This window comes from Micromonospora sp. A200 (assembly GCF_029893845.1).
GTDB lineage: Bacteria > Actinomycetota > Actinomycetes > Mycobacteriales > Micromonosporaceae > Micromonospora > Micromonospora purpureochromogenes.
Genome location: NZ_JARXXY010000036.1, coordinates 1 through 21,599 on the forward strand (window position 1 = coordinate 1; position 21,599 = coordinate 21,599).

The following is a 21,599-nucleotide window of genomic DNA, read 5'->3' on the forward strand; positions in this document are numbered from 1 at the left end:
CGACCCGCTCCGCGGCGGGATCCCGACGGCGAGGCATAAACCGAAGCCAACACCACCCCTACGACATTCTCCCAACCCGACCCACCCGGCCAACGATTGTGGACACGGCACTAGCCGCGGACGGATCGTCCCGCCAGCGATGCCCGACCGCCGGCCGCGCCGTACGGCGGCGGGCCGGCGGTCGGCACGAGTGGTCAGAGGACGCGCTGCACCCAGCCGTGCGGGTCCTCGGCCTCGCCGCGCTGGATCGACACCAGCTGCTCCCGCAGCGCCATGGTCGACCGGCCCGGCTCGCCCCCGCCGATGAGGAACTCCCCGTCGGGGAAGCGCACCCGGCCGATCGGGGTGATCACCGCGGCGGTGCCGCAGGCGAAGACCTCACGCAGCCGACCGCTGGCGGCGTCCGCCTGCCAGTCGGCGAAGCTGATCGGCCGCTCCTCGACCCGGTGCCCGGCCGTGGCGGCCAGGGTGAGCACCGCGTCGCGGGTGATGCCGGGCAGGATCGTGCCGGTCAGCGGCGGGGTGACCAGCGTGTTGTCGTCGTAGACGAAGAAGACGTTCATGCCGCCCAGCTCGTCGACGAACCGGCGCTCCACCGCGTCGAGGAAGACCACCTGGTCGCAGCCGGCCCCGATCGCCTCGGCCTGGGCGGCCAGCGAGGCGGCGTAGTTGCCGCCGCACTTCGCCGCGCCGGTGCCGCCGGGCGCCGCGCGGGTGTAGTCCGGCGAGACCCAGACGGTGACCGGCTTGACCCCGCCGGCGAAGTACGCCCCGGCCGGCGAGGCGATCACGCAGTAGAGGTATTCGTTGGCCGGGCGGACGCCGAGGAAGACCTCGCTGGCGAACATGAAGGGCCGCAGGTAGAGGCTGGCGTCCGGCCCGTCCGGGATCCACTCCCGGTCGATCTCGACCAGCCGGCGCAGCGACTCGACGAACGTCTCCGCCGGCAGCTCCGGCATGGCCAGCCGCTGGGCGGAGGCGATGAACCGGTTGGCGTTGGCCTCGGGGCGGAACATGGTGACCGCCCCGTCCGCCGTCCGGTACGCCTTGAGCCCCTCGAAGATCTCCTGCGCGTAGTGCAGCACGGCGCTGGCCGGATCCATCGGGATCGGCGCGCGCGCCTCGACCCGGGCGTCGTACCAGCCCTTGCCCTCGGCGTAGCGGATGGTGACCATGTGGTCGGTGAAGACCCGGCCGAAGCCCGGGTTGGCCAGCAGGGCGGCCCGGTCGGCGGCGGATACCGGTGCGGGATTCGGACGGATCTCGAAATCGAGCTTGTCACCACCGCTCATCGCGCTGACCTCCCTGCGGGTCGACGGCGTGCGGGATCGCACACCGAATCACTGGTGCCAGAAACTTACCCCGAACGGTCGTTCAGCGGATAGCTCCGCCCCGGCGGATCGAGCGCCCCGGATGGGGCGCCGCGGGGGCGTGCGGAGCAGCGACGACGGTGGGGCCGAAAAGGCCCGGCTCCGGGTCCGGCGGACCCGGGAGGCGGACCGGTGGAGCGTGCCGGCGGCCGTCAGGCCACGGCGTGGGCGGCGAGCCGGTCGCCGACCTCCGCGGTGCGCAGCGGTACGCCCGGGGTGCGGTTGGCCAGCTCCACGGCGACCGCGGCGGTCACCCGCGCGGCGGCGTCGGCGTCGCCGAGCTGGTCGAGCAGGAGCGCGGCGGAGAGCACCGCGGCAACCGGGTCGGCGAGCCCCTTGCCGGCGATGTCCGGCGCCGAGCCGTGTACCGGCTCGAACATCGACGGGTACGTCCCGTCGGGGTTGATGCTGCCGCTGGCGGCGAGCCCGATCCCGCCGGTGACGGCGGCGGCGATGTCGGTGAGGATGTCGCCGAAGAGGTTGTCGGTGACCACCACGTCGTAGCGCTGGGGCTGGGTCACCAGGAACATCGCGGCGGCGTCGACGTGCTGGTACTCGGTGGTCACGTCCGGGTGCTCGGCGGCCACCGCCGCGAAGGCGCGCGCCCACAGTGAACCGGCGTGGGTCAGCACGTTGGTCTTGTGCACCAGGGTGACCTTGCGGCGCTCGCGCCGGGCGGCCCGGGCGAAGGCGTCCCGGACGACCCGCTCGACCCCGTGCCGGGTGTTCAGGCTCTCCTCGGTGGCCACCTCGGCCGGGGTGTCGCGGTGCAGCACGCCGCCGGCGCCCGCGTAGAGCCCCTCGGTGCCCTCCCGGACGACCACCAGGTCGACCTCGCCGGGCTTGACGTTGGCCAGCGGGCCCGGCACGCCGGGCCAGAGCCGCGACGGGCGCAGGTTGACGTACTGGTCGAAGGCGAAGCGGAGCTTGAGCAGCAGGCCGCGCTCCAGCACGCCCGGCGGGACCGAGGGGTCGCCGACGGCGCCGAGCAGGATGGCGTCGTGGTCGGCCAGCTCGGTCAGCACCGCGTCGGGCAGCACCTCGCCGGTGCGGTGGTAGCGCGCCGCGCCGAGGTCGTAGCGGGTGGTCTCGATCCCGGGGTGCACGGCGTCGAGGACCTTGAGGGCCTGCGCGACCACCTCGGGTCCGATACCGTCCCCGGCCACCACCGCGATCCGTGCCACCTGGCGCTCCTCACCTCGTCGTTCTCGTGCACGGTACGTCGCCGTCCCGCCTCCCGGTACGCATCTTCCAACATTCGGGACATACGGATGCTCAGGAGGCTCCCAGGTGACATTCATGGTGCGGTCATGTCCGCTGCCTATGGTCGATGACGAGCGGGTCACGGGGGCCCGTGACGGGATTCGCCGCGGTGCTGCGGCGCCGTCGGCGAAGGAGCGGTGTCATGCGGATCGACCAGCGGTACCGACCGGCCGGGACGAACGAGCAGCCCCGCACCCGGTGGGTGGACCAGGCGGTGTTCGCCCGGCGCCGGCCGGACCTGCGGCTCGGCACCAGCAGCCACCGGGTCGACCGCACCGGCGAGGCCGCCGTCGACCGGATCGCCGTCCGGCACACCGTACGCACCAGCACCGCCGAGTACTCGCTCCTGCTCAACGCCCCCGAGCACGTCGGGCGCCGGCTGGTCGGGGACGCGCTGCGCGACGCCGTCGCCGAACTGCGCGCCATCGACCTCACCTACGGCCCCGGCCGGCCGGACAGCCTGGTCTCCCGGCTGCGCCGCGGCGAGATCGCGCCCGAGTCGTACCCGCCGCTGGCGGACCTGGTGGACCGCTGCGCGGCGATGCGCGCCGCCACCGACGGCTGGTTCGACGCCTGGGCCGTACCCGGTGGTTTCGATCCGGGCGGCCTGCTCAACGGCTGGGCGGTGGAGCGGGCGGCGGCCCGGCTGCGCGCCGCCGGCATCCACGACTACGCCGTGCTCTCCGGCGCGGACCTCACCGTCCGGGGTCACGCCGCGCACGGCGGGCCCTGGCGGGTCGCGGTGCACCACCCGACCGACGGGCGTCGCCCGCCGCTGGTGCTGGAGATGACGGCCGGTGCGGTGGGCACCTCCGGGGTGACGGGCCGCCGGGACCACGTGGTCGACCCGCACACCGGCGAACCCGCCGACCAGCTGGTCGCCGCCACCGTCGTCGGGCCCGACCTGGCGGTGGCGGACGCCTACGCCACCGCGCTGTACGCGGCCGGCCCGACCGGGCTGGCCTGGTTCCGCAACGGCTCGGGATATCAGGCGCTCTTCGCCCACCGGCGTCGCTGAGCGCGGCGGGGACACGTCGGCCGACCGGTGGAGGGGGTCCACTCGGGTGGCGCGGTCGGCGGGCCCGCGATCGGCCCCCACGGTCTCGGCAACGACCGTGGGGGCCGGTCAGCGACGAGTGCGCGTGGCTCGCGCAATCGAGGGGTGCGGACCGGTCGGCCGGAACGCCTGACCTCGTCACCCGAAGACGGGCCGAGCGCTCCACTCGGCCGGCGACCGCACCGGTACGCTAGCGAATCGACGCAACTCGACGCAAGAGTCTCCACAGCGGACCGTCTTGGACGGACCTCACGTCACCTCGGAGTCGCTCGTCGGCGGGTCCGCTGCATGAAGGTGAACGGCGGATGGCACGCTGTCCGCCGTGAGTTTCGATCTGAGCGTGTGGGCCCTGCCTGCCGGGGCCACACCGGAGGACGTCCGGGCGGCGGTGCGGCGGTGCCGCGAGGGACGCCACGATGACCGGCACCCCGACCCGCGGGTCGTCGCCTTCTACCGGGCCATCACCGCCAGCTACCCCGACCGGCGGGTCGTACCGGGTACGCCGTGGGAGGTGGTACCGCTGCACGCGGCCAACGACCACGTCGAGCTGAACCTCGTGCCGACCTGCGCGGACCAGGTGCTGCTCGACATCGAGCGGCTGGCCGGCCAGCACGACCTGATGCTCTTCGACGCCCAGGACGGCTCGGTCTATCCGCCGCCGTCCCGCGTCGCGGGCTGACCCGCCGTACGGCGAGGGGCCCGGCCGAGACGGCCGGGCCCCCTGCGTCGTGCCTACCGGTACTACTCGTCGCGCAGGTCGGCGGCGCTGGCCGAGGTCGCGCCGATCGAGTCGGCCGCCGAGGTGAGCAGGTCCGCCCCGAGCGCCTGGTCGACGGTGAGGGTCATCAGCGTCTCGCCGCCGGCCTCCCGACGGGCCACCTGCATGGCGGCGATGTTGACGCCGGCCTCGCCGAGCAGGGTGCCGACGGTGCCGACCACGCCGGGCCGGTCGACGTAGCGCAGGAAGAGCAGGATGCCCTCCGCGCCGATCTCCACGTCGAAACCGTCCACCTCGGTCAGCTTGATGACGTCGCGGGTGCCGGTGTTGGTGACGGTGCCGGAGACGCTGACCGTACGGCCGTCGGGCAGCGCGCCGCGGACGGTGACCAGGTTGGCGTGGTCGACCGTCTCGGCCTGCGTCGCGAGGGTCATCTCGACGCCCCGCTCGGCGGCCAGGTGCGGCGCGTTGACGTAGGTGACCTGCTCCTCCACCACCGAGCTGAACAGCCCCTTGGTGGCGGCGAGCTTGAGGACCGACACGTCGTGGTTGACGATCTCGCCGCGCACCTCGACGGTGACGCTGGCGGCCACCCCGCCGGCGACGGCGGTGAAGGCCCGGCCCAGCTTCTCGGCCAGCGGCAGCAGCGGGCGGACGTCCTCGGCGACCACACCGCCGGCCTGCACGTTGACGGCGTCCGGCACGAACTCGCCCTGCAGCGCCAGCTTGACGCTCTTCGCCACGGCCAGCCCGGCCTTGTCCTGCGCCTCGTGGGTGGAGGCGCCCAGGTGCGGGGTGGCCACCACGTTGTCGAAGGCGAACAGCGGCGACGAGGTGCAGGGCTCCTTGGCGTACACGTCGACGCCGGCGCCGGCGACCCGGCCCTCGGCGATCGCGTCGGCCAGGGCCTGCTCGTCGACCAGGCCGCCGCGGGCGGCGTTGACGATCCGGACGCCGGGCTTGACGACCGCCAGCTCCTTCTCACCGATCAGGCCCACGGTCTCCGGGGTCTTCGGCAGGTGGATGGAGATGAAGTCGCTCTCTCGCAGCAGCTCCTCCAGGCCCACCAGGCGGACGCCGAGCTGGGCGGCCCGGGCCGGCTGGATGTAGGGGTCGTACGCGATGAGCCGGGTGCCGAAGGCGGCGATGCGCTGGGCGAAGAGCACGCCGATGCGACCCAGGCCGACCACCCCTACGGTCTTGCCCTGCAGCTCGACGCCGGTGTACTTGGACCGCTTCCACTCCCCCGCCTTGAGCGCGGCGCTGGCCGCGGCGGTGTTGCGCGCGACGGCGAGCAGCAGCGCGACGGCCTGCTCGGCGGCGGAGACGATGTTGGAGGTGGGAGCGTTGACGACCATGACGCCCCGCGCGGTGGCGGCCGGCACCTCGACGTTGTCCAGCCCGACGCCGGCCCGGGCGACCACCTTGAGCCGCGGCGCGGCCGCGATCGCCTCGGCGTCGATCTGGGTGGCGCTGCGCACGATCACCGCGTCGGCCTCGGAGAGCGCGGAGAGGAGGGCCGGGCGATCGGTGCCGTCGACGTGGCGTACGTCGAAGTCGTGGGCGAGCACCTCGATGGCGGCGGGGGCGAGTTCTTCGGCGATCAGTACGACAGGATTCATCGGTCCTCGTAGACGTCGTATGCGGTCGGCCCGGGGCGTCGGGACGCCGCGCTGCGCCCTGCGCTGATCCGTGCCATGGCCGTGTCGGTGCCGGCTACGCACCTACCAGGGATCGTAGGTGGCCCGATGCCCGACGTGTCCCGGACGGCGGGGTGAGGGCCCTCACACAGGGTCGTCGCACGCTCGTCATCCCGCGTTCACCCGGCGCACCCGGTGGCGCGGCCCTGCTGCGCCGGCTGGCCCGGCGGGCGCCGCTCCGGTTCGGCCCGCCGCTGGCCGAGGCGTTGGTCACCCGGTCTCAGCACGTGGGCAGCCGGCCCAGCGCCACCGCCACCGCCCGGCGCACCTCGCCGCGGTCCTGGCCGCCTCGGCCGCCAGCACGAGGCGGACCGGACGGCCGCCGAGGCCGAGGCCGTGCGCTCGGCCCCACCTGGGCCGGGTGGGCCCACGGACCGACCCTCCGTTTGAGTCCGCACACGGCGTGACGGACAACGACGCGGGACATGCGGTGAGCGATATGCCTCAGCGGCATGAAAATGACTGTGCGGCATACCGCTCGACGGGCACCGGAGTGTCCGCGGCGACCCGCCGGCTCGGCGGCGACGCGCTTCCTTCTCGTCGGCGCGAGGTCGCGAAACAACGCGGCCCGCGACCCGGCGCCGGGGAGAGCGTCGGGTCGCGGGCCGCGTCGTGGCGGCCCCGCCGGGGCGGGGCCGCGCGTCAGGCGGTCTCGGTGATGGGCCGGTCGACCCAGCTCATCATGGCGCGCAGCTTCTGGCCGGTCTCCTCGATCGGGTGGGCCGCGCCCTCGGCCCGCCACTTGGCGAAGTTCGGCCGGCCGGCCTCGTCCTCGGCCACCCACTCGCGGGCGAACTCGCCGGACTGGATCTCACCGAGGATCTTGCGCATCTCGTCCTTGACCCGGGAGTCGATGACCCGGGGGCCACGGGAGAGGTCGCCGTACTCGGCGGTGTCGGAGACGCTGTAGCGCATCCGGGCGATGCCGCCCTCGTACATCAGGTCGACGATCAGCTTCAGCTCGTGCAGGCACTCGAAGTAGGCCACCTCGGGGGCGTAGCCGGCCTCGGTGAGCACCTCGAACCCGGTCTGCACCAGCGCCGCCGCGCCGCCGCAGAGCACCGCCTGCTCGCCGAAGAGGTCGGTCTCGGTCTCCTCGGTGAAGGTGGTCCGGATCGCGCCGGCCCGGGTGCCGCCGATGCCCTTGGCGTACGACAGGGCGAGCTGGAACGCGGTGCCGCTGGCGTCCTGCTCGACGGCGACCAGGCAGGGCACGCCCTTGCCGTCGACGTACTGGCGGCGGACCAGGTGACCGGGGCCCTTCGGGGCGACCATCGCCACGTCCACGTCGGCCGGCGGCTTGATCAGGTCGTACCGGATGTTGAAGCCGTGGCCGAAGAAGAGCGCCTTGCCGGGGGCGAGGTTGGGGGCGATCGCCTCGGCGTACAGGCCGCGCTGCGCGGTGTCCGGCGCCAGGATCATGATGACGTCGGCCTCGGCGGCCGCCGCGGCCGGCGTGAGCACCCGCAGGCCCTGCTCCTCGGCCTTCGGCCGGCTCTTCGAGCCCGCCGGCAGGCCGATCACCACGTCGACGCCGGAGTCGCGCAGCGACAGCGCGTGGGCGTGGCCCTGGCTGCCGTACCCGATCACCGCGACCTTGCGGCCCTGGATCAGGCCCAGGTCGGCGTCGTCGTCGTAGTACACCTCAACGCTCATTGACTTCCCTTTCGTACGGCGGTCCGAGCGGCCCGTCGTGGACTTGTGCGGTGGTTCGGGCGGCGCGGAGCGCCGGCGAGGTCAGATCAGGCGGCGCGCAGCGCGGGCCCGGCGGTGATGGAGCGCGAGCCGCGCCCGATCGCCACCGTGCCGGACTGGACCATCTCCTTGATGCCGAACGGTTCGAGGTCGCGCAGCAGCGCGTCCAGCTTGTCGGGGGTGCCGGTGGCCTCGATGGTCAGCGTGTCCGGCGCGACGTCGACCACCCGGGCCCGGAACAGGTTGACCGTCTCCAGCACCTGCGCCCGGGCGTTGCGGTCCGCGCGGACCTTGACCAGCAGCAGCTCCCGGGCCACCGAGACCTGCGGGTCCAGCTCCACGATCTTCAGTACGTTGACCAGCTTGTTGAGCTGCTTGGTCACCTGCTCCAACGGGGACGACTCGGCGTTGACCACGATGGTGATCCGGGAGACGTCCGGGTTCTCGGTCTCGCCCACGGCGAGGCTGTCGATGTTGAACCCGCGCCGGGAGAACAGGCCGGAGACCCGGGCCAGGACACCCGGCTTGTTCTCCACCAGGACCGAAAGGGTGTGCAGAGTCATCAGATCTCATCCTCGTCGAAGGCCGGGCGGACGCCACGGGCGAACATGATCTCGTCGTTGCTGGTGCCGGCGGCCACCATCGGCCAGACCATCGCGTCCTTGCCGACCACGAAGTCGATCACGACGGGCGCGTCGGTGATCGCCATCGCCGCCTCGATCGTCTTGTCGACGTCCTCGGGGGTCTCGCAGCGCAGCCCGACGCAGCCGAGCGCCTCGGCCAGCTTGACGAAGTCCGGGATGCGGTGTTTGTGGGTGCCCAGCTCGGTGTTGGAGTACCGCTCACCGTAGAAGAGGGTCTGCCACTGCCGGACCATGCCGAGGTTGCCGTTGTTGATCACGGCGACCTTGATCGGGATGCCCTCCAGCGCGCAGGTGGCCAGCTCCTGGTTGGTCATCTGGAAGCAGCCGTCGCCGTCCACCGCCCAGACCACCGTGTCCGGCCGGCCGACCTTGGCGCCCATCGCCGCCGGCACGGCGTACCCCATGGTGCCGAGGCCGCCGGAGTTGAGCCAGGTGCCCGGCTTCTCGTACGAGATGAACTGGCTGGCCCACATCTGGTGCTGGCCCACGCCGGCCACGTAGACCGCGTCCGGGCCGACGATCTCGCCCAGCCGCTTGATCACGTACTGCGGGGAGAGGGTGCCGTCGGCCGGCTCCTCGTACCCCAGCGGGTAGCGCTGGCGCAGGTCGTCCAGCTGGGTCCACCAGTCGGCCAGGTCGGACCGGTGGCCGGCCTTGCGCTCGGCGGTGACCGCGGCGATCAGCTCGTCGATGACGTGCTTGGCGTCACCGACGATCGGCACGTCCGCGTGCCGGTTCTTGCCGATCTCGGCCGGGTCGATGTCGGCGTGCACCACCGTGGCGTCCGGGGCGAACGAGTCCAGCTGGCCGGTGACCCGGTCGTCGAACCGGGCGCCCAGCGCCACGATCAGGTCGGACTTCTGCAGGCCGTACACCGCGGCGACGGTGCCGTGCATGCCGGGCATGCCCAGGTGCTGGCGGTGCGAGTCGGGGAACGCGCCCAGCGCCATCAGCGTGGTGACCACCGGGATGCCGGTCAGCTCGGCGAGCTTGCGCAGGCCCTCGGTGGCGCCGGCCTTGAGCACGCCGCCGCCGACGTACAGCACCGGGCGGCGGGCCATGGCCATCAGCCGGGCCGCCTCGCGGATCTGCTTGCCGTGCGGGTGCAGGGTCGGCCGGTAGCCGGGCAGGTCCAGGGTGGGCGGCCAGGCGAAGGTGGTCGGCGCCTGGAGGACGTCCTTGGGGATGTCGACCAGCACCGGCCCGGGCCGCCCGGTGGAGGCCAGGTGGAAGGCCTCGGCCAGCACCTGCGGGATCTCCTCCGGGGTCTGGACCAGGAAGTTGTGCTTGGTGATCGGCAGCGTGATGCCCTGGATGTCCGCCTCCTGGAAGGCGTCCGTGCCGATCGAGGGCCGCGCGACCTGACCGGTGATCGCGACCATCGGCACCGAGTCCATGTACGCGTCGGCGATCGGGGTGACCAGGTTGGTCGCGCCCGGGCCGGAGGTGGCGATGCAGACGCCGACCCGGCCGGTGGCCTGCGCGTACCCGGTGGCGGCGTGTCCGGCGCCCTGCTCGTGGCGGACCAGGATGTGCCGCACGGTCGAGTCGTAGAGCGGGTCGTACGCGGGCAGGATCGCCCCGCCGGGGATGCCGAAGACGACGTCGACGCCGAGCGCCTCGAGGGACCGCACGAGCGAGCCGGCCCCGGAGACCTGGGCCGGGGCGGGCTGCCGTACGGCCGGGGTGGCCGCGGCGGCCCCGCGCGGCGCGGGGGTGTGGTCGGCGTCGGCGGCCGGCTCGGTGGCCGTGCGCGCCCGCCGGGCGGAGTGGGCGAGTGTCTCTGGCGTGGGTCTCGTCATGGCGGTTCAGGCCTTCGGCTGGAGGGTGGAGGCTCTTTCGACACGTGCGACGCGGGCGGGGCCCGCCCGGTGGAGTCCGACGGCAATAAAAACGGCCCTCGTGCAGATGCACGGGGCCAGCGCACTCTCGGTGAGGGAGAGTGCGCTCAGGTAAGTACTCGCTGCGACGGGATCGACGACATGTGGACCAGCCTGACGCATCTCACGCGATGAGTCAACTGATCCCACATGTTGGTTCACGAACGGGGGACACCGTCTCCCCTCGCGGGCTTGGCGAGCGGTCCGACCTGCGCGGATCCGCTCCCACCGACGCGTGGCGCCGGCACCGGCCGCCCACTGGCGAACGGCGTGGCCGGCAGCGGCCCCGGGCGAGCGCCGGGCGAGGTGGCGGCGTCCAGCATCGCCTCCAGGTGCTCGGCCGGCACGCCCCAGCCGAAGAGCGCGCCCTGGCCGAACCGGCAGCCGGCGGCGACCACCGCGGCCAGCTCCGTCGGCGTGGTGACGCCCTCGGCGATCACCTCCAGCCCGAGCTGGTGCCCGAGGCGCATGACGATGTCGACCATCGGGGCGAAGGCCGGCCCGTCGGTGTCCACCGGGCGGACCGGCTCGTGCTCGGCGACCAGGCTGTGGTCGATCTTGAGGATGTCGATCGGCAGCCGGCGCAACTGGCCGAGGGACGAGTAGCCCGCGCCGAAGTCGTCCAGCGCGATCCGCACCCCGGTGCGTCGCAGCGCGGTCAGCCGCCGGATCAGCTCGTCGAGGTCGGTGGCGACGGCGTGCTCGGTGACCTCCAGCACCAGCCGCTGCGGCGGCACGTGGTGGGCGCGCAGCGCCTCGGCCACCTGGACGACGTACTCCGGGGCGTGCAGCTCCCGCGGGGAGACGTTGACCGAGACCCAGACGTCGTGGCCGTCGGCCAGCCAGCGGGAGAGCTGCCAGCAGGCCTGGTGCAGCACCCAGGCGCCCAGCTTGGCGATCATCCCGCACTCCTCGGCGAGCGGGATGAACTCGTCGGGGCGGACGTTGCCCAGCTCCGGGTGGCGCCAGCGCAGCAGCGCCTCGGCGCCGACCGGGCGGACCGAGGGCAGCGAGGCGACCGGCTGGAAGACCAGCCGCAGCTCGTCGCGCTCGATCGCGCCGCGCATCTCGTGCTCCAGCCGGGTCCGCCGCAGCAGGAGCTGGTCGTGCGTGCCGTCGTAGCGCTCGATGCGGTTCTTGCCGCGCTGCTTGGCGTACCGCAGGGCCAGGTCGGCGTGGCGCAGCAGGGCCACCGAGTCGGGCTCGCCGCACTGCCCGGCCACCCCGATGCTCACCGAGAGGAAGACCGGCCCGTTCGGCTGCTCGTACGCCCGGCCGAGCACCCCGAGCAGCCGCTCGGCGACCACGTCGGCGTCGGCCGGCCGGCCACGCATCAGCACGGCGAACTCGTCGCCGCCGAGCCGGGCGGCCAGGTCGCCGGGGCGCAGGTTGCCCCGCAGCCGCCGGCCCACCTCGGCCAGCACCATGTCGCCCACGTCGTGGCCGCGCATGTCGTTGACGTTCTTGAAGCCGTCCAGGTCGAGCCCGAGCAGCACGCACCCGACGCCCTCGTCGGCGCAGCGCTGCAGCTCCCGCAGCAGGCCCCGCCGGTTGGCCAGCCCGGTCAGCGGGTCGGTGTGGGCCAGCTCGCGGAAGTGCTTCTCGCGCTCGGCCAGCCGGCCGGCGTACCCGCGCATGTCGTTGAGGGTGAGGTACTGCCGGGCCACCAGCGCGAACCCCTCGACGCTGCCGGCGACGATGCCGAGCGCGTCGAAACGCCCGCCCTGGGCCAGGTGGTACATCGCCGAGGCCGCCATCGCGAACATCGGGACGAAGGCGTACGCGCCGTCCCGGCGGATCAGGTCGACGTCGACCTGCCCCGGCACCTCCACCCGGTGCACCGCCAGCGCGACCGCCAGCAGGCCCACGGCGAGCAGCGCGGCGCTGGTCAGGGTCATCCCCGAGCCGCCCTGGCAGACCCCGCCGGCCACGCCCAGCCCGCCGGCGGCGACGCCGGTGATGCCGACGCCGAGCAGCCCCAACCGGCCCCGGGGCGGAGCGGCGCGCAGCAGCACGGTCAGGGTCACCCCGACGGTCAGCGCGGCGTTGACCGTGGCCAGCAGGATCGCCGGGCAGGCCACCGGGGTGGCCGACCCGAGCAGCCGGGTCGGCGTGGAGAAGAGCACCCAGCCGACGAACCAGAGGGCCGTCGCGACGATCAGCGCGTCCAGCAGCAGCCGGGCGGTCGCCGGCCGGGACACCACCGCCCCCGGCAGGCGGAGCAGCCCGGCGGCGGCGGCCAGGCCGCTCAGCGTCACCGCGACGGAGATCAGGACGGGCCAGCCGGTGAGTCGGGCCGGGTGCGGCGGGTGGTGCGGATCACCGAGCACCAGGCCCACCCCGACCAGCAGGCCGACCAGGGCGAACCCGCCGGCGGCGGCCAGCAGCGCGTACGGCCGGCGGTCCGGGCCGCTGCGACGCCGGACCGACCCGACGAGCAGCAGGGTGGCGGTCACGGCGACCAGGGCGCTGGGAAGCGCGACGGCGACCATGCCCGGGGGGAAACGCACGTCCTCAACTGTGCCGGATCCGCGCCCCGCACGGGGCACCGGGTGTGCATCTGTTGGGACACGCTCAGACCGCCGGAGCCCACCGCCGGGACGGTGCAAGACTGGTATCCATGCCTGAGCTGCGGTCGAGGACCTCCACCCACGGTCGGACGATGGCCGGCGCCCGGGCCCTCTGGCGGGCCACCGGGATGACCGACGACGACTTCGGCAAGCCGATCGTCGCCATCGCCAACAGCTTCACCCAGTTCGTCCCGGGTCACGTACACCTGAAGGACCTCGGCGGCCTGGTCGCCGAGGCGGTGGCCGAGGCCGGCGGGGTGGGTCGCGAGTTCAACACCATCGCCGTCGACGACGGCATCGCCATGGGCCACGGCGGCATGCTCTACTCGCTGCCCAGCCGGGAGCTGATCGCCGACGCGGTCGAGTACATGGTCAACGCGCACTGCGCGGACGCCCTGGTCTGCATCTCCAACTGCGACAAGATCACCCCGGGGATGCTGCTGGCCGCACTGCGGCTGAACATCCCGACCGTCTTCGTCTCCGGCGGGCCGATGGAGGCCGGCAAGACGGTGGCGATCGAGGGGATCGTGCACTCCAAGATCGACCTGATCGACGCCATGATCGCCTCGTCCAACGAGGCGGTCACCGACGACCAGCTCGGCGAGATCGAGCGCTCCGCCTGCCCGACCTGCGGCTCCTGCTCCGGCATGTTCACCGCCAACTCGATGAACTGCCTCACCGAGGCGATCGGCCTGGCGCTGCCCGGCAACGGCTCGACGCTGGCCACCCACGCGGCGCGCCGATCGCTCTTCGTCGAGGCCGGCCGCACCGCCGTGGAGATCGCCAAGCGGTGGTACGACGGCGACGACGCCTCGGTGCTGCCCCGCGCCGTCGCCAGCCGGGCCGCCTTCGAGAACGCGGTCACCCTGGACGTGGCGATGGGCGGGTCGACCAACACGATCCTGCACCTGCTCGCCGCCGCCCGCGAGGCCGAGCTGGACTTCCAGGTGGCCGACATCGACGCGATCTCCCGCCGGGTGCCCTGCCTGGCCAAGGTCGCGCCGAACTCCCCGCAGTACCACATGGAGGACGTGCACCGAGCCGGCGGCATCCCCGCCATCCTCGGCGAGCTGGACCGGGCCGGCCTGCTCCACCGGGACGTGCACGCCGTGCACTCCCCCTCGCTGGAGCGCTGGCTGGCCGACTGGGACGTCCGGGGCGGCTCGCCGACGCCGGAGGCGGTCGAGCTGTTCCACGCCGCCCCCGGCGGGGTGCGCACCACCGAGCCGTTCTCCACCAGCAACCGCTGGTCGTCGCTGGACACCGACGCGGCCGGCGGCTGCGTCCGGGACCGGGAGCACGCGTACTCGGCCGACGGCGGGCTGGCCATCCTGTACGGCAACCTCGCCCCGGACGGCTGCGTGGTGAAGACCGCCGGGGTGCCGGAGGAGTGCCTGACCTTCCGCGGTCCGGCGAAGGTCTACGAGTCGCAGGACGACGCGGTCTCGGCGATCCTGGCCAAGCAGGTCGTCGCCGGGGACGTCGTGGTGATCCGCTACGAGGGCCCGAAGGGCGGCCCCGGCATGCAGGAGATGCTCTACCCCACCTCGTTCCTCAAGGGCCGAGGGCTGGGCCGGGCCTGCGCGCTGCTCACCGACGGCCGCTTCTCCGGCGGCACCTCCGGGCTCTCCATCGGGCACGTCTCCCCGGAGGCGGCCTCGGGCGGCCTGATCGCGCTGGTCGCCGAGGGCGACGAGATCGTCATCGACATCCCCGGCCGGTCCATCGAGCTCAACGTGCCCGACGACGTGCTCCAGGCGCGCCGGGTCGCCGAGGAGAAGCGGGAGCGGCCGTACACCCCGGTCGACCGGCAGCGGCCGGTGTCGGCGGCGCTGCGCGCGTACGCCTCGATGGCGACGTCGGCCAGCGACGGCGCGTACCGGCGGGTGCCGGAGTGAGCGGCGTCCCGGCGCGGCGGTGACCTCTTTCGGGTGACTGTGGTCGCGCCACGCCCGCGATCGGGTGAACGCCAGCAGGCGTGTCGCGGCGGGGAGGGCGTATGCCTGGTGGGCGATATACCTGAGAGGCATAAATATGACTCAGCGGTATATCGCTCACTACCGGGTCCGGGTCCGCGCGGACCACGCCGGGTAGCGCCCGTTCGGCGCGCCGCGCGGGGCGCCCCGACCGCCGCCGGCGAGCGCGGGCCGGCAACCCGGGACGACGGACTTCGCCGCGTTCGGTGACCGTGGCGGCGGCGAGCCGGAGGATGCCGGCCAGCCGCCGCCCGTCGCGCCTTACGCCGTGGCTCCTTCCGTGGCGGCGGCCGGGACCGCCCGCGTCGCGGCGTCGATGTCGTTGACGCAGCGCAGCACCGGGCGGGCGGTCAACGCCACCGGGTCCAGCGCCGTGTCGGCCCGCACGGTGAAGGTCGTCGACTCCCCCGGCAGCAGGGTGACCAGCGCCCGGTCGACCTCGGCGGACGGGTCGAGCCGGTCCGGGAAGAGGGTCAGGTCGCGCAGCACCGTCCGGGCGGTCACCCGGACCCGCTGGCCGTCGTCGCCCGACGCGACCGTCGCGTCGAAGCGGGCCGCCGGCCAGTCGACCTCCCGGTCCTCGGCGAAGAACCAGAGGGCCCGCTCGGCCGTGTCGCCGGCCTCGGCGACCAGCAGCTCCCGGCGGGCCTCCTCCGGCTCGGCCAGGTCCGTCGGGAGCGCCAGCACCACCGCCGAGTACGCCGGGACGTCCAGCGGGTACGCCGTCTTCGCCCTCGGCTCACCGGCCAGGGTCAGCCGGGTGACCGTCGCCGGGGCCCGCCACGGCTCGCCGGTCTCGTTCACCGCCACCAGGGCCAGCCCGCCGTCGCGGGGCTGGACGGTGAGCAGCCGGTCCGCGTACGCCCGGCGCAGCGCGTACCAGAGCGGCTTGCGGCGGCCGTCGCCGTCGATCGCCGACCACGAGGTCACCGGCCAGCAGTCGTTGAGCTGCCAGACGATGGTGCCGGCGCAGACCTCCCGGTGCGAACGGAAGTGCTCCACCCCGAGCTGGATGGCCCGCGCCTGGTTGAGCTGGGTGAGGAAGTGCCAGTCGTCGAAGTCGGCCGGCTCGGGCAGGTGGGCGTCGAGTCCACGCTGGAGCTTGGCGTCGCCGTCGGTGGCCTTCTGGTGGTGCGCCATGCCCGGCGAGTCGGGCGCCAGCGGCTCGTCGGTCAGCGCCCGGCGCAGCGTCGCGTACGCCGCGGGTGCCTGGTAGCCGAACTCGGCGACGAAGCGGGGCACATACTCGCGGTACTTCGTGTAGTCGTCGGTGTTCCAGACGTCCCAGATGTGCATGGTGCCGTGCGCCGGGTCGTTGGGGTGCAGCTCCTCGCTGCCCGACCACGGGCTGCCCGGCCAGTACGGCCGGGTCGGGTCCAGCTCGCCGACGATCCGGGGCAGCAGGTCGAGGTAGTAGCCCCGACCCCAGGTGCGCCCGGCCAGCGGCTCCTGCCAGTCCCAGTCGTACCAGCCCCAGATGTTCTCGTTGTTGCCCGTCCAGAGCACCAGCGACGGGTGGCTGGCCAACCGGGTGACCTGTTCGGTGGCCTCGGCGGCCACCTCGGTGCCGAACGGCTCCTCCTCCGGGTACGCGGCGCAGGCGAAGAGGAAGTCCTGCTGCACGAGGATCCCCAGCTCGTCGGCGAGGTCGTAGAAGTCCTCCGACTCGTACCGGCCGCCGCCCCAGACCCGCAGCAGGTTCACCCCGGCTCCGGCGGCCTGGTCGAGCCGGTGCGCCAGCCGGTCCCGGGTGATCCGGCTGGGGAACGGGTCGTCGGGGATCCAGTTGATCCCGCGGACGAAGACCGGGGTGTCGTTGACGTGCAGGGCGAACGGGATGCCGTGCGCGTCCGGGGTGGTGTCGAGGCGTACCGACCGGAAGCCGATCCGGCGGGACCAGGCGTCCACGGTCCGGCCGTCCGGCGCGCAGAGCGTGACGTCGAGCCGGTGCAGCGCCTGGTCGCCGTACCCCCGGGGCCACCACAGCTCGGGGTCGCGGACGGTGAGGGTCGCCACCGCCGTGCGCTCCCCCGCCGGGACGACGGCCTCGACGGCCGCGCCGGCGACGGCGGCCCGGACGGTCAACGGGGTGACCGCGACCCGCTCCACCTCGACGTGCAGTTCGACCCGTCCCACCCCGCCGGCGACGGTGACCAGCGGACGGACGGTGGCGAGCCGGGCGGTGGACCAGGCGTGCAGGCCGATCTCCTGCCAGATGCCGGCGGTGACCAGGGTCGGTCCCCAGTCCCAGCCGAAGTTGCAGGCCATCTTGCGGATGAACTGGAACGGCTCCGGGTAGGCGTTCGGCCGGTCGCCGAGGGCGTCCCGGTGCCGCTGCGCATAGCGGTACGCCGAGTCGAACCGGACGGTCAGCGTGTTCGCCCCCGGGCGCAGCAGCGCGCCGACGTCGAACCGGTGGCCGCGGTGCATGTTCTCGGTGCGGCCGACCTCGACCCCGTTGAGGGTGATCGTGGCGACCGTGTCGAGGCCGGCGCAGACCAGATCGACCCGCTCGTCGTCGCCGGCCCGCCGGTCGAAGGTGGTCTCGTAGACCCAGTCGGTGCGCCCGATCCAGGCCAGCGTCGTCTCGTTGTCGTCGACGAACGGGTCGGGGATCAGCCCGGCGGCCATCAGGTCGGTGTGCACGCAGCCGGGCACGGTGGCCGGCACCGCCCGGCCGGCGATCCCGTCCGGCACCTGCGGCCCCGGTACGGCCCGCAGCGTCCAGCCCTCGTGCAACGTCTGCCGGGTCACGACTTCACCGCGCCTTCCATGATTCCGCGGACGATCTGCCGGCCGCCGATGAACAACATGACCAGCAGGGGCACCATAGCGATGAACGACTGAACCGGATAAGTGAGGCCACCGTACGGGCGGGGTCCAGCACTGTCAACGGGCGGCGGGAACGGGCGGGTCAGGCCGCACGCTTAACCGCGCAAGTGATCGTTCCGCAGGTCCGCTGTCCGCCGATCCGGCGGGGCGTTCGCCCGACCGGGTCGGGGTAGCGTGAGGCCCGCCGGTGATCCCGGCGCCGTGGGACCGGCCCGGGGGGCCGCGAGGATTGAGGAGCACGCCGGTGAAGCGGCCGACCATCGCCGACGTCGCGCGACGTGCCGGGGTGTCCAAGGGCGCGGTGTCGTACGCGCTGAACGGACAGCCGGGCGTCTCGGCGGCCACCCGTCAACGGATCCTGGCCATCGCCACCGAGATCGGGTTCAGCCCGAGCAGCGCCGCCCGCGCGCTCTCCGGCGCCACCGCCAACGCCGTCGGCCTGGCCCTGTGCCGGCCCGCCCGGATACTGGGCATCGAGCCGTTCTTCATGGAGCTGATCAGCGGCGTCGAGGCGGAACTCTCCGCCCGGTCGTACGCGCTCACCCTCCAGGTGGTGGCCGACCAGGAGGCGGAGATCGCGGTCTACCGCCGCTGGTGGGCCGAGCGGCGCGTCGACGGCGTCTTCGTCTGCGACCTGCGCACCGACGACCGGCGGGTGCCCGCCCTGGAGGAGCTGCAACTGCCGGCCGTGGTGATCGGCGGCCCCGGCCACACCGGCAGCCTGGCCAGCGTCTGGTCGGACGACGCGGCGGCGCTGGTGGAGACGGTCGAATACCTGGTCGCCCTCGGGCACCGGCGGATCGCCCGGGTGGGCGGCCTGCCCTCGCTGCTGCACACCGAGATCCGTACCGACGCCTTCGCCGAGGTGTGCCGGCGGCTCGGGCTGGCCGACGCCGTCACCGTCTGGTCCGACTACACCGGCGAGGAGGGCGCCCGCGCCACCCGCCGCCTGCTCAGCTCCGCCAACCGCCCCACCGCGGTGATCTACGACAACGACGTCATGGCGATCGCCGGGCTCTCGGTGGCGCAGGAGATGGGGCTGGCCGTCCCCGGTGACCTCTCGATCGTGGCCTGGGACGACTCGCCGCTCTGCCAGCTGGTGCACCCGCCGCTGACCGCGCTCGGCCGGGACATCCCGGCGTACGGCGCGCACGCCGCGCGGCAGCTGCTGGCGGTCATCGCCGGCGAGCCGGTGAGCGGCCTGCAGGACGAGACCGCCCACCTGACCCCGCGCGGCAGCACCGCACCGCCCAGGATCAGGTGAACCGGTTCAGCATTTGCTGAACCGGGCGGTCAGCGGGAGGCGGACGGGAACTCCTCGAAGTACGCCTCCACCCGCTCCGCCGTGGCCGGCCGGGCCAGCGCGAACCCCTGCCCGTACGGGCAGCCGGCCCGCTGCGCCCGGTCGACGTCGGCGTCGGACTCCAGCTCCTCCACCACCACCGACAGGCCGAGCCGCTCGCCGAGGCTGACCACCACGTCGATCAGCGGTCCCTGCGGGTCGTGCGCCGACCCCACCAGCTGCGGCCGGACCTTGAGCAGGTCGATCGGGAGCCGGCGCAACTGGGCCAGGGAGGCGTGCTCGGCGCGGAAGTCGTCCAGCGCGGTGCGCACGCCCAGCGACCGCAGGCCGGCCAGCCGGGCCACCACGGTCGGCAGGTCCCGGCCGATCCGGGGCTCCGCCACCTCGACCACCAGCCGGTGCGCCGGCACCCCGTGCCCGGCCAGCGTGGCGGCCACCCCGGGCAGGAAGTCCGGCGCCAGCAGCTCCCGGGGGGTCACGTTGACCGCCATCCAGAGCTCCCGACCCCCGGTCGACCAGCTGGCGAGCTGCCGGCAGGCCCGGTCCAGCACCCAGCGCCCCAGCTCGCCGACGAGGTCGAGATCCTCGGCCACCGGCAGCAACTCGGCCGGGAGCACGGTGCCCAGCACCGGGCTGCGCCAGCGCAGCAACGCCTCGGTGCCGACGGGCTGCCGGTCCGCCAGCCCCAGCACCGGCTGGTAGACCAGGTCCAGCTCACCCCGGGTCGCCGCGCCGGGCAGCTCCCGCTCCAGGTCCAGCCGGCGGACCAGCTGCTCCTCCAGGTAGGCGTCGTACCACTCGACCCGGTTCCGGCCGAGCTGGACGGCGCGCCGCCGGGCCAGGTCCGCCTGGCGCAGCGCGTCCTCCGGCCCAGTGCCGGCCAGCTCGGCCAGGCCGACGCTCACCCGCAGCCGCACCATCGACCCGGCCGTCGGGCAGGGCTCGCCGAGCGCGGCGACCAAGCGGCCACCCAGCGCGTACGCCGGCACCGGACCGGCGTCGGTGAGCACGGCGAACTCCTCGCCGGCCACCCGGGCGACCAGGTCGTGCGGGCCGACCACGTCGCGCAGCCGGCGGGCGGCCGTGAGCAGCAGGCCGTCCGCCGCCGACGGCCCCGCTCCGTCGGTCACCGCGCCGAGGCCGTGCACCTCCAGCAGCAGCAGCGCGCCCGAGCCGTCGCCCCGCGCGCCGAGCGCCCGCATCAGCTCGCGCCGGTTGGCCAGGCCGGTGAGCTGGTCGGTGGCGGCCAGCCGGTGCAGTTCGCGTTCCAACCGGCGCCGCTCGCCGATGTCGCGCACGTGCAGCACCACCGCGTCGACCTCGGGCACCCCGCGCAGGTCGCTCACGGTCGACTCGGTCTCCCGCCAGCCCCCGTCGCCGGTGGCCATCCGGGCCACCAGCAGCAGCGGCTCCTGGCCGCCCCGGGGCGCGGCCAACCGGCCGAGCGCGCCCGGCGCGTCGTCGGGGTGCAGCAGCTCGACCAGCCGCCGGCCGCGCACCTCGTCGTCGCGCAGCCCGAACCAGCGGGCGCCGGCCGCGGAGAGCCAGCGCACCCGCAGCTCGTCGTCGAGCTGCAGGATCAGGTCGCGGCCACCGGAGACCAGCGCCCGGAAGTGCGCCTCCCGGGCGGCCAGCCGACCGGCCCAGTGCCGGTTGTCGGCGGCGGTGATCAGCTCCCGGCCGACCAGCGGCGGGATCACCGCGAGTCCGAACAGGACGGCGGTCGGCGTGAAGCTGCCGACCGCCCAGAGGTGGTACCCGGCGGCGAGGGTGGCCACCGCGGCCGGCGCGGTCACCCGGGGCCAGGCCGGCGGCGAACCGGTGCCCAGGGCCGGATCCCCGGCCGACACCCGCGCCATCCCGGCGGCGGTGAACAGGGCACCCGCCAGCAGCGGCGCGACCGCGGTCAGCGTCGCCACGGCCGGCGCCCGGTAGGCCAGCAGCACCACCAGGTCGGCCAGGCCGAGCAGGGCGGTCGCCGCCCCGGCCCGACAGAGCGCCGCGCCGGGCCGACGGCGCCGCTCGGCCAGTGCGCTCACCAGCAGCGCGGCGAGTCCGCCCGCACCGAGCACCGTGACGGCGCGGGCCAGCGGGGGGACGTCACCCGGCGGCAACAGCACCCAACCGGCGAACAACAGGGCGGTGCCGAGCCCGAGCACGTCGACGGTCCGGCGCAGCCGGACCCGGGGCGCCAGCCGGGAGTGGCCGGGGAGCAGGAGCAGGCCGCCGCCGTACAGCAGGGTCGCGGCGGCCAGCCCGGTGGCCGCGACGCCCGCGCGCTGCTCCCCGGCGGCCAGCGGCAGGACGGCGACGGTCAGGCCGACCACCAGCACGGCGGCGTCGAGCAGCGCGGCGGCCCGCCGGCGCCGCGGCGCCCGCCGGTCCCGGCCGCCACCGACGGCGGCCTCCCGGAAGAGTCGAACACCGGCCAGGGCGCAGCCGGCCGCGCCGGCCAGCGTCGTGGCGGCCAGCGGTGGCAGCACGCCGGCCAGAGCGGCGGTGGCCAGCAGTGCGGCCGCCGCCAGCAGGGCCGCCACCGCGGGCGCGGGGCGGTGGACCAGGTACGCGTGAGGCACGACGGTCGCCTTCGT

The 21,599-nt window shown here is 74.2% G+C and carries 13 protein-coding genes; 4 read left to right on the forward strand and 9 right to left on the reverse strand.

All coding sequences use genetic code 11. From position 1 onward, the window contains the following. Window positions 1-194 precede the first annotated feature (194 nt). Window positions 195-1,292: a branched-chain amino acid aminotransferase gene (locus tag M2302_RS26845; RefSeq protein ID WP_280840618.1), complete on the reverse strand. Its 1,098-nt coding sequence runs from the start codon at window positions 1,290-1,292 to the stop codon at window positions 195-197. 230 nt (window positions 1,293-1,522) lie between these two features. After that, complete coding sequence (locus M2302_RS26850; RefSeq protein WP_280840619.1) at window positions 1,523-2,554, reverse strand: 3-isopropylmalate dehydrogenase; 1,032 nt, start codon at window positions 2,552-2,554, stop codon at window positions 1,523-1,525. A 221-nt stretch (window positions 2,555-2,775) separates the two neighbouring features. On the opposite strand from M2302_RS26850, the gene M2302_RS26855 reads away from it, so the two are divergent. Both M2302_RS26855 and M2302_RS26860 read left to right on the forward strand, forming a co-directional pair. Then, window positions 2,776-3,651, forward strand: coding sequence for an FAD:protein FMN transferase (locus tag M2302_RS26855; protein WP_280840620.1), 876 nt, complete (start codon window positions 2,776-2,778; stop codon window positions 3,649-3,651). 361 nt (window positions 3,652-4,012) lie between these two features. Next, window positions 4,013-4,369 carry a hypothetical protein gene (locus M2302_RS26860; RefSeq protein WP_280840621.1) on the forward strand — a complete coding sequence of 119 codons (357 nt, stop codon included), beginning with the start codon at window positions 4,013-4,015 and terminating at the stop codon, window positions 4,367-4,369. A 62-nt stretch (window positions 4,370-4,431) separates the two neighbouring features. Here the strand turns inward: M2302_RS26860 and serA are convergent, their stop codons facing one another. The 5 genes from serA to M2302_RS26885 form a co-directional block, all read right to left on the reverse strand. After that, window positions 4,432-6,030 (reverse strand): phosphoglycerate dehydrogenase, encoded by a 1,599-nt coding sequence (gene serA / locus M2302_RS26865; RefSeq protein WP_280840622.1) that lies wholly within the window; start codon window positions 6,028-6,030, stop codon window positions 4,432-4,434. Window positions 6,031-6,750: 720 nt separating this feature from the next. Then, window positions 6,751-7,764: a ketol-acid reductoisomerase gene (gene ilvC / locus M2302_RS26870; protein ID WP_280840623.1), complete on the reverse strand. Its 1,014-nt coding sequence runs from the start codon at window positions 7,762-7,764 to the stop codon at window positions 6,751-6,753. Window positions 7,765-7,850: 86 nt separating this feature from the next. Then, entirely contained in the window at window positions 7,851-8,366 is a 516-nt protein-coding gene (gene ilvN, locus M2302_RS26875; RefSeq protein ID WP_088963577.1) for an acetolactate synthase small subunit, read from the reverse strand. Beyond that, complete coding sequence (locus tag M2302_RS26880; protein WP_280840624.1) at window positions 8,366-10,249, reverse strand: acetolactate synthase large subunit; 1,884 nt, start codon at window positions 10,247-10,249, stop codon at window positions 8,366-8,368. Before M2302_RS26880 ends, ilvN begins: the two co-directional genes overlap by 1 nt. A gap of 236 nt (window positions 10,250-10,485) precedes the next feature. After that, on the reverse strand, window positions 10,486-12,837 hold the full coding sequence (locus M2302_RS26885) for a bifunctional diguanylate cyclase/phosphodiesterase (RefSeq protein ID WP_280840625.1): 2,352 nt from the start codon (window positions 12,835-12,837) through the stop codon (window positions 10,486-10,488). Window positions 12,838-12,947: 110 nt separating this feature from the next. On the opposite strand from M2302_RS26885, the gene ilvD reads away from it, so the two are divergent. Next, a complete protein-coding gene (gene ilvD, locus M2302_RS26890) occupies window positions 12,948-14,795 on the forward strand; it encodes a dihydroxy-acid dehydratase (protein ID WP_280840626.1) in 1,848 nt (615 codons plus the stop codon). 339 nt (window positions 14,796-15,134) lie between these two features. Here ilvD and M2302_RS26895 read toward each other — a convergent pair whose 3' ends face one another. After that, window positions 15,135-17,627, reverse strand: coding sequence for a glycoside hydrolase family 2 protein (locus M2302_RS26895; RefSeq protein ID WP_280840627.1), 2,493 nt, complete (start codon window positions 17,625-17,627; stop codon window positions 15,135-15,137). A 322-nt stretch (window positions 17,628-17,949) separates the two neighbouring features. Between M2302_RS26895 and M2302_RS26900 the strand changes: the two genes are divergently transcribed. Next, window positions 17,950-18,969 carry a LacI family DNA-binding transcriptional regulator gene (locus M2302_RS26900; protein ID WP_280840628.1) on the forward strand — a complete coding sequence of 340 codons (1,020 nt, stop codon included), beginning with the start codon at window positions 17,950-17,952 and terminating at the stop codon, window positions 18,967-18,969. Window positions 18,970-18,998: 29 nt separating this feature from the next. Here M2302_RS26900 and M2302_RS26905 read toward each other — a convergent pair whose 3' ends face one another. Continuing rightward, entirely contained in the window at window positions 18,999-21,584 is a 2,586-nt protein-coding gene (locus M2302_RS26905; RefSeq protein ID WP_280840629.1) for a GGDEF domain-containing protein, read from the reverse strand. Window positions 21,585-21,599 lie beyond the last annotated feature (15 nt).

Excerpts from the sequence above, each read along its gene's own strand:
- ilvN (WP_088963577.1), bottom strand. The coding sequence starts at position 8,366 with ATGACTCTGCACACCCTTTCGGTCCTGGTGGAGAACAAGCCGGGTGTC.
- ilvC (WP_280840623.1), bottom strand. The coding sequence starts at position 7,764 with ATGAGCGTTGAGGTGTACTACGACGACGACGCCGACCTGGGCCTGATC.
- M2302_RS26855 (WP_280840620.1), top strand. The coding sequence starts at position 2,776 with ATGCGGATCGACCAGCGGTACCGACCGGCCGGGACGAACGAGCAGCCC.
- M2302_RS26880 (WP_280840624.1), bottom strand. The coding sequence starts at position 10,249 with ATGACGAGACCCACGCCAGAGACACTCGCCCACTCCGCCCGGCGGGCG.
- ilvD (WP_280840626.1), top strand. The coding sequence starts at position 12,948 with ATGCCTGAGCTGCGGTCGAGGACCTCCACCCACGGTCGGACGATGGCC.
- serA (WP_280840622.1), bottom strand. The coding sequence starts at position 6,030 with ATGAATCCTGTCGTACTGATCGCCGAAGAACTCGCCCCCGCCGCCATC.
- M2302_RS26845 (WP_280840618.1), bottom strand. The coding sequence starts at position 1,292 with ATGAGCGGTGGTGACAAGCTCGATTTCGAGATCCGTCCGAATCCCGCA.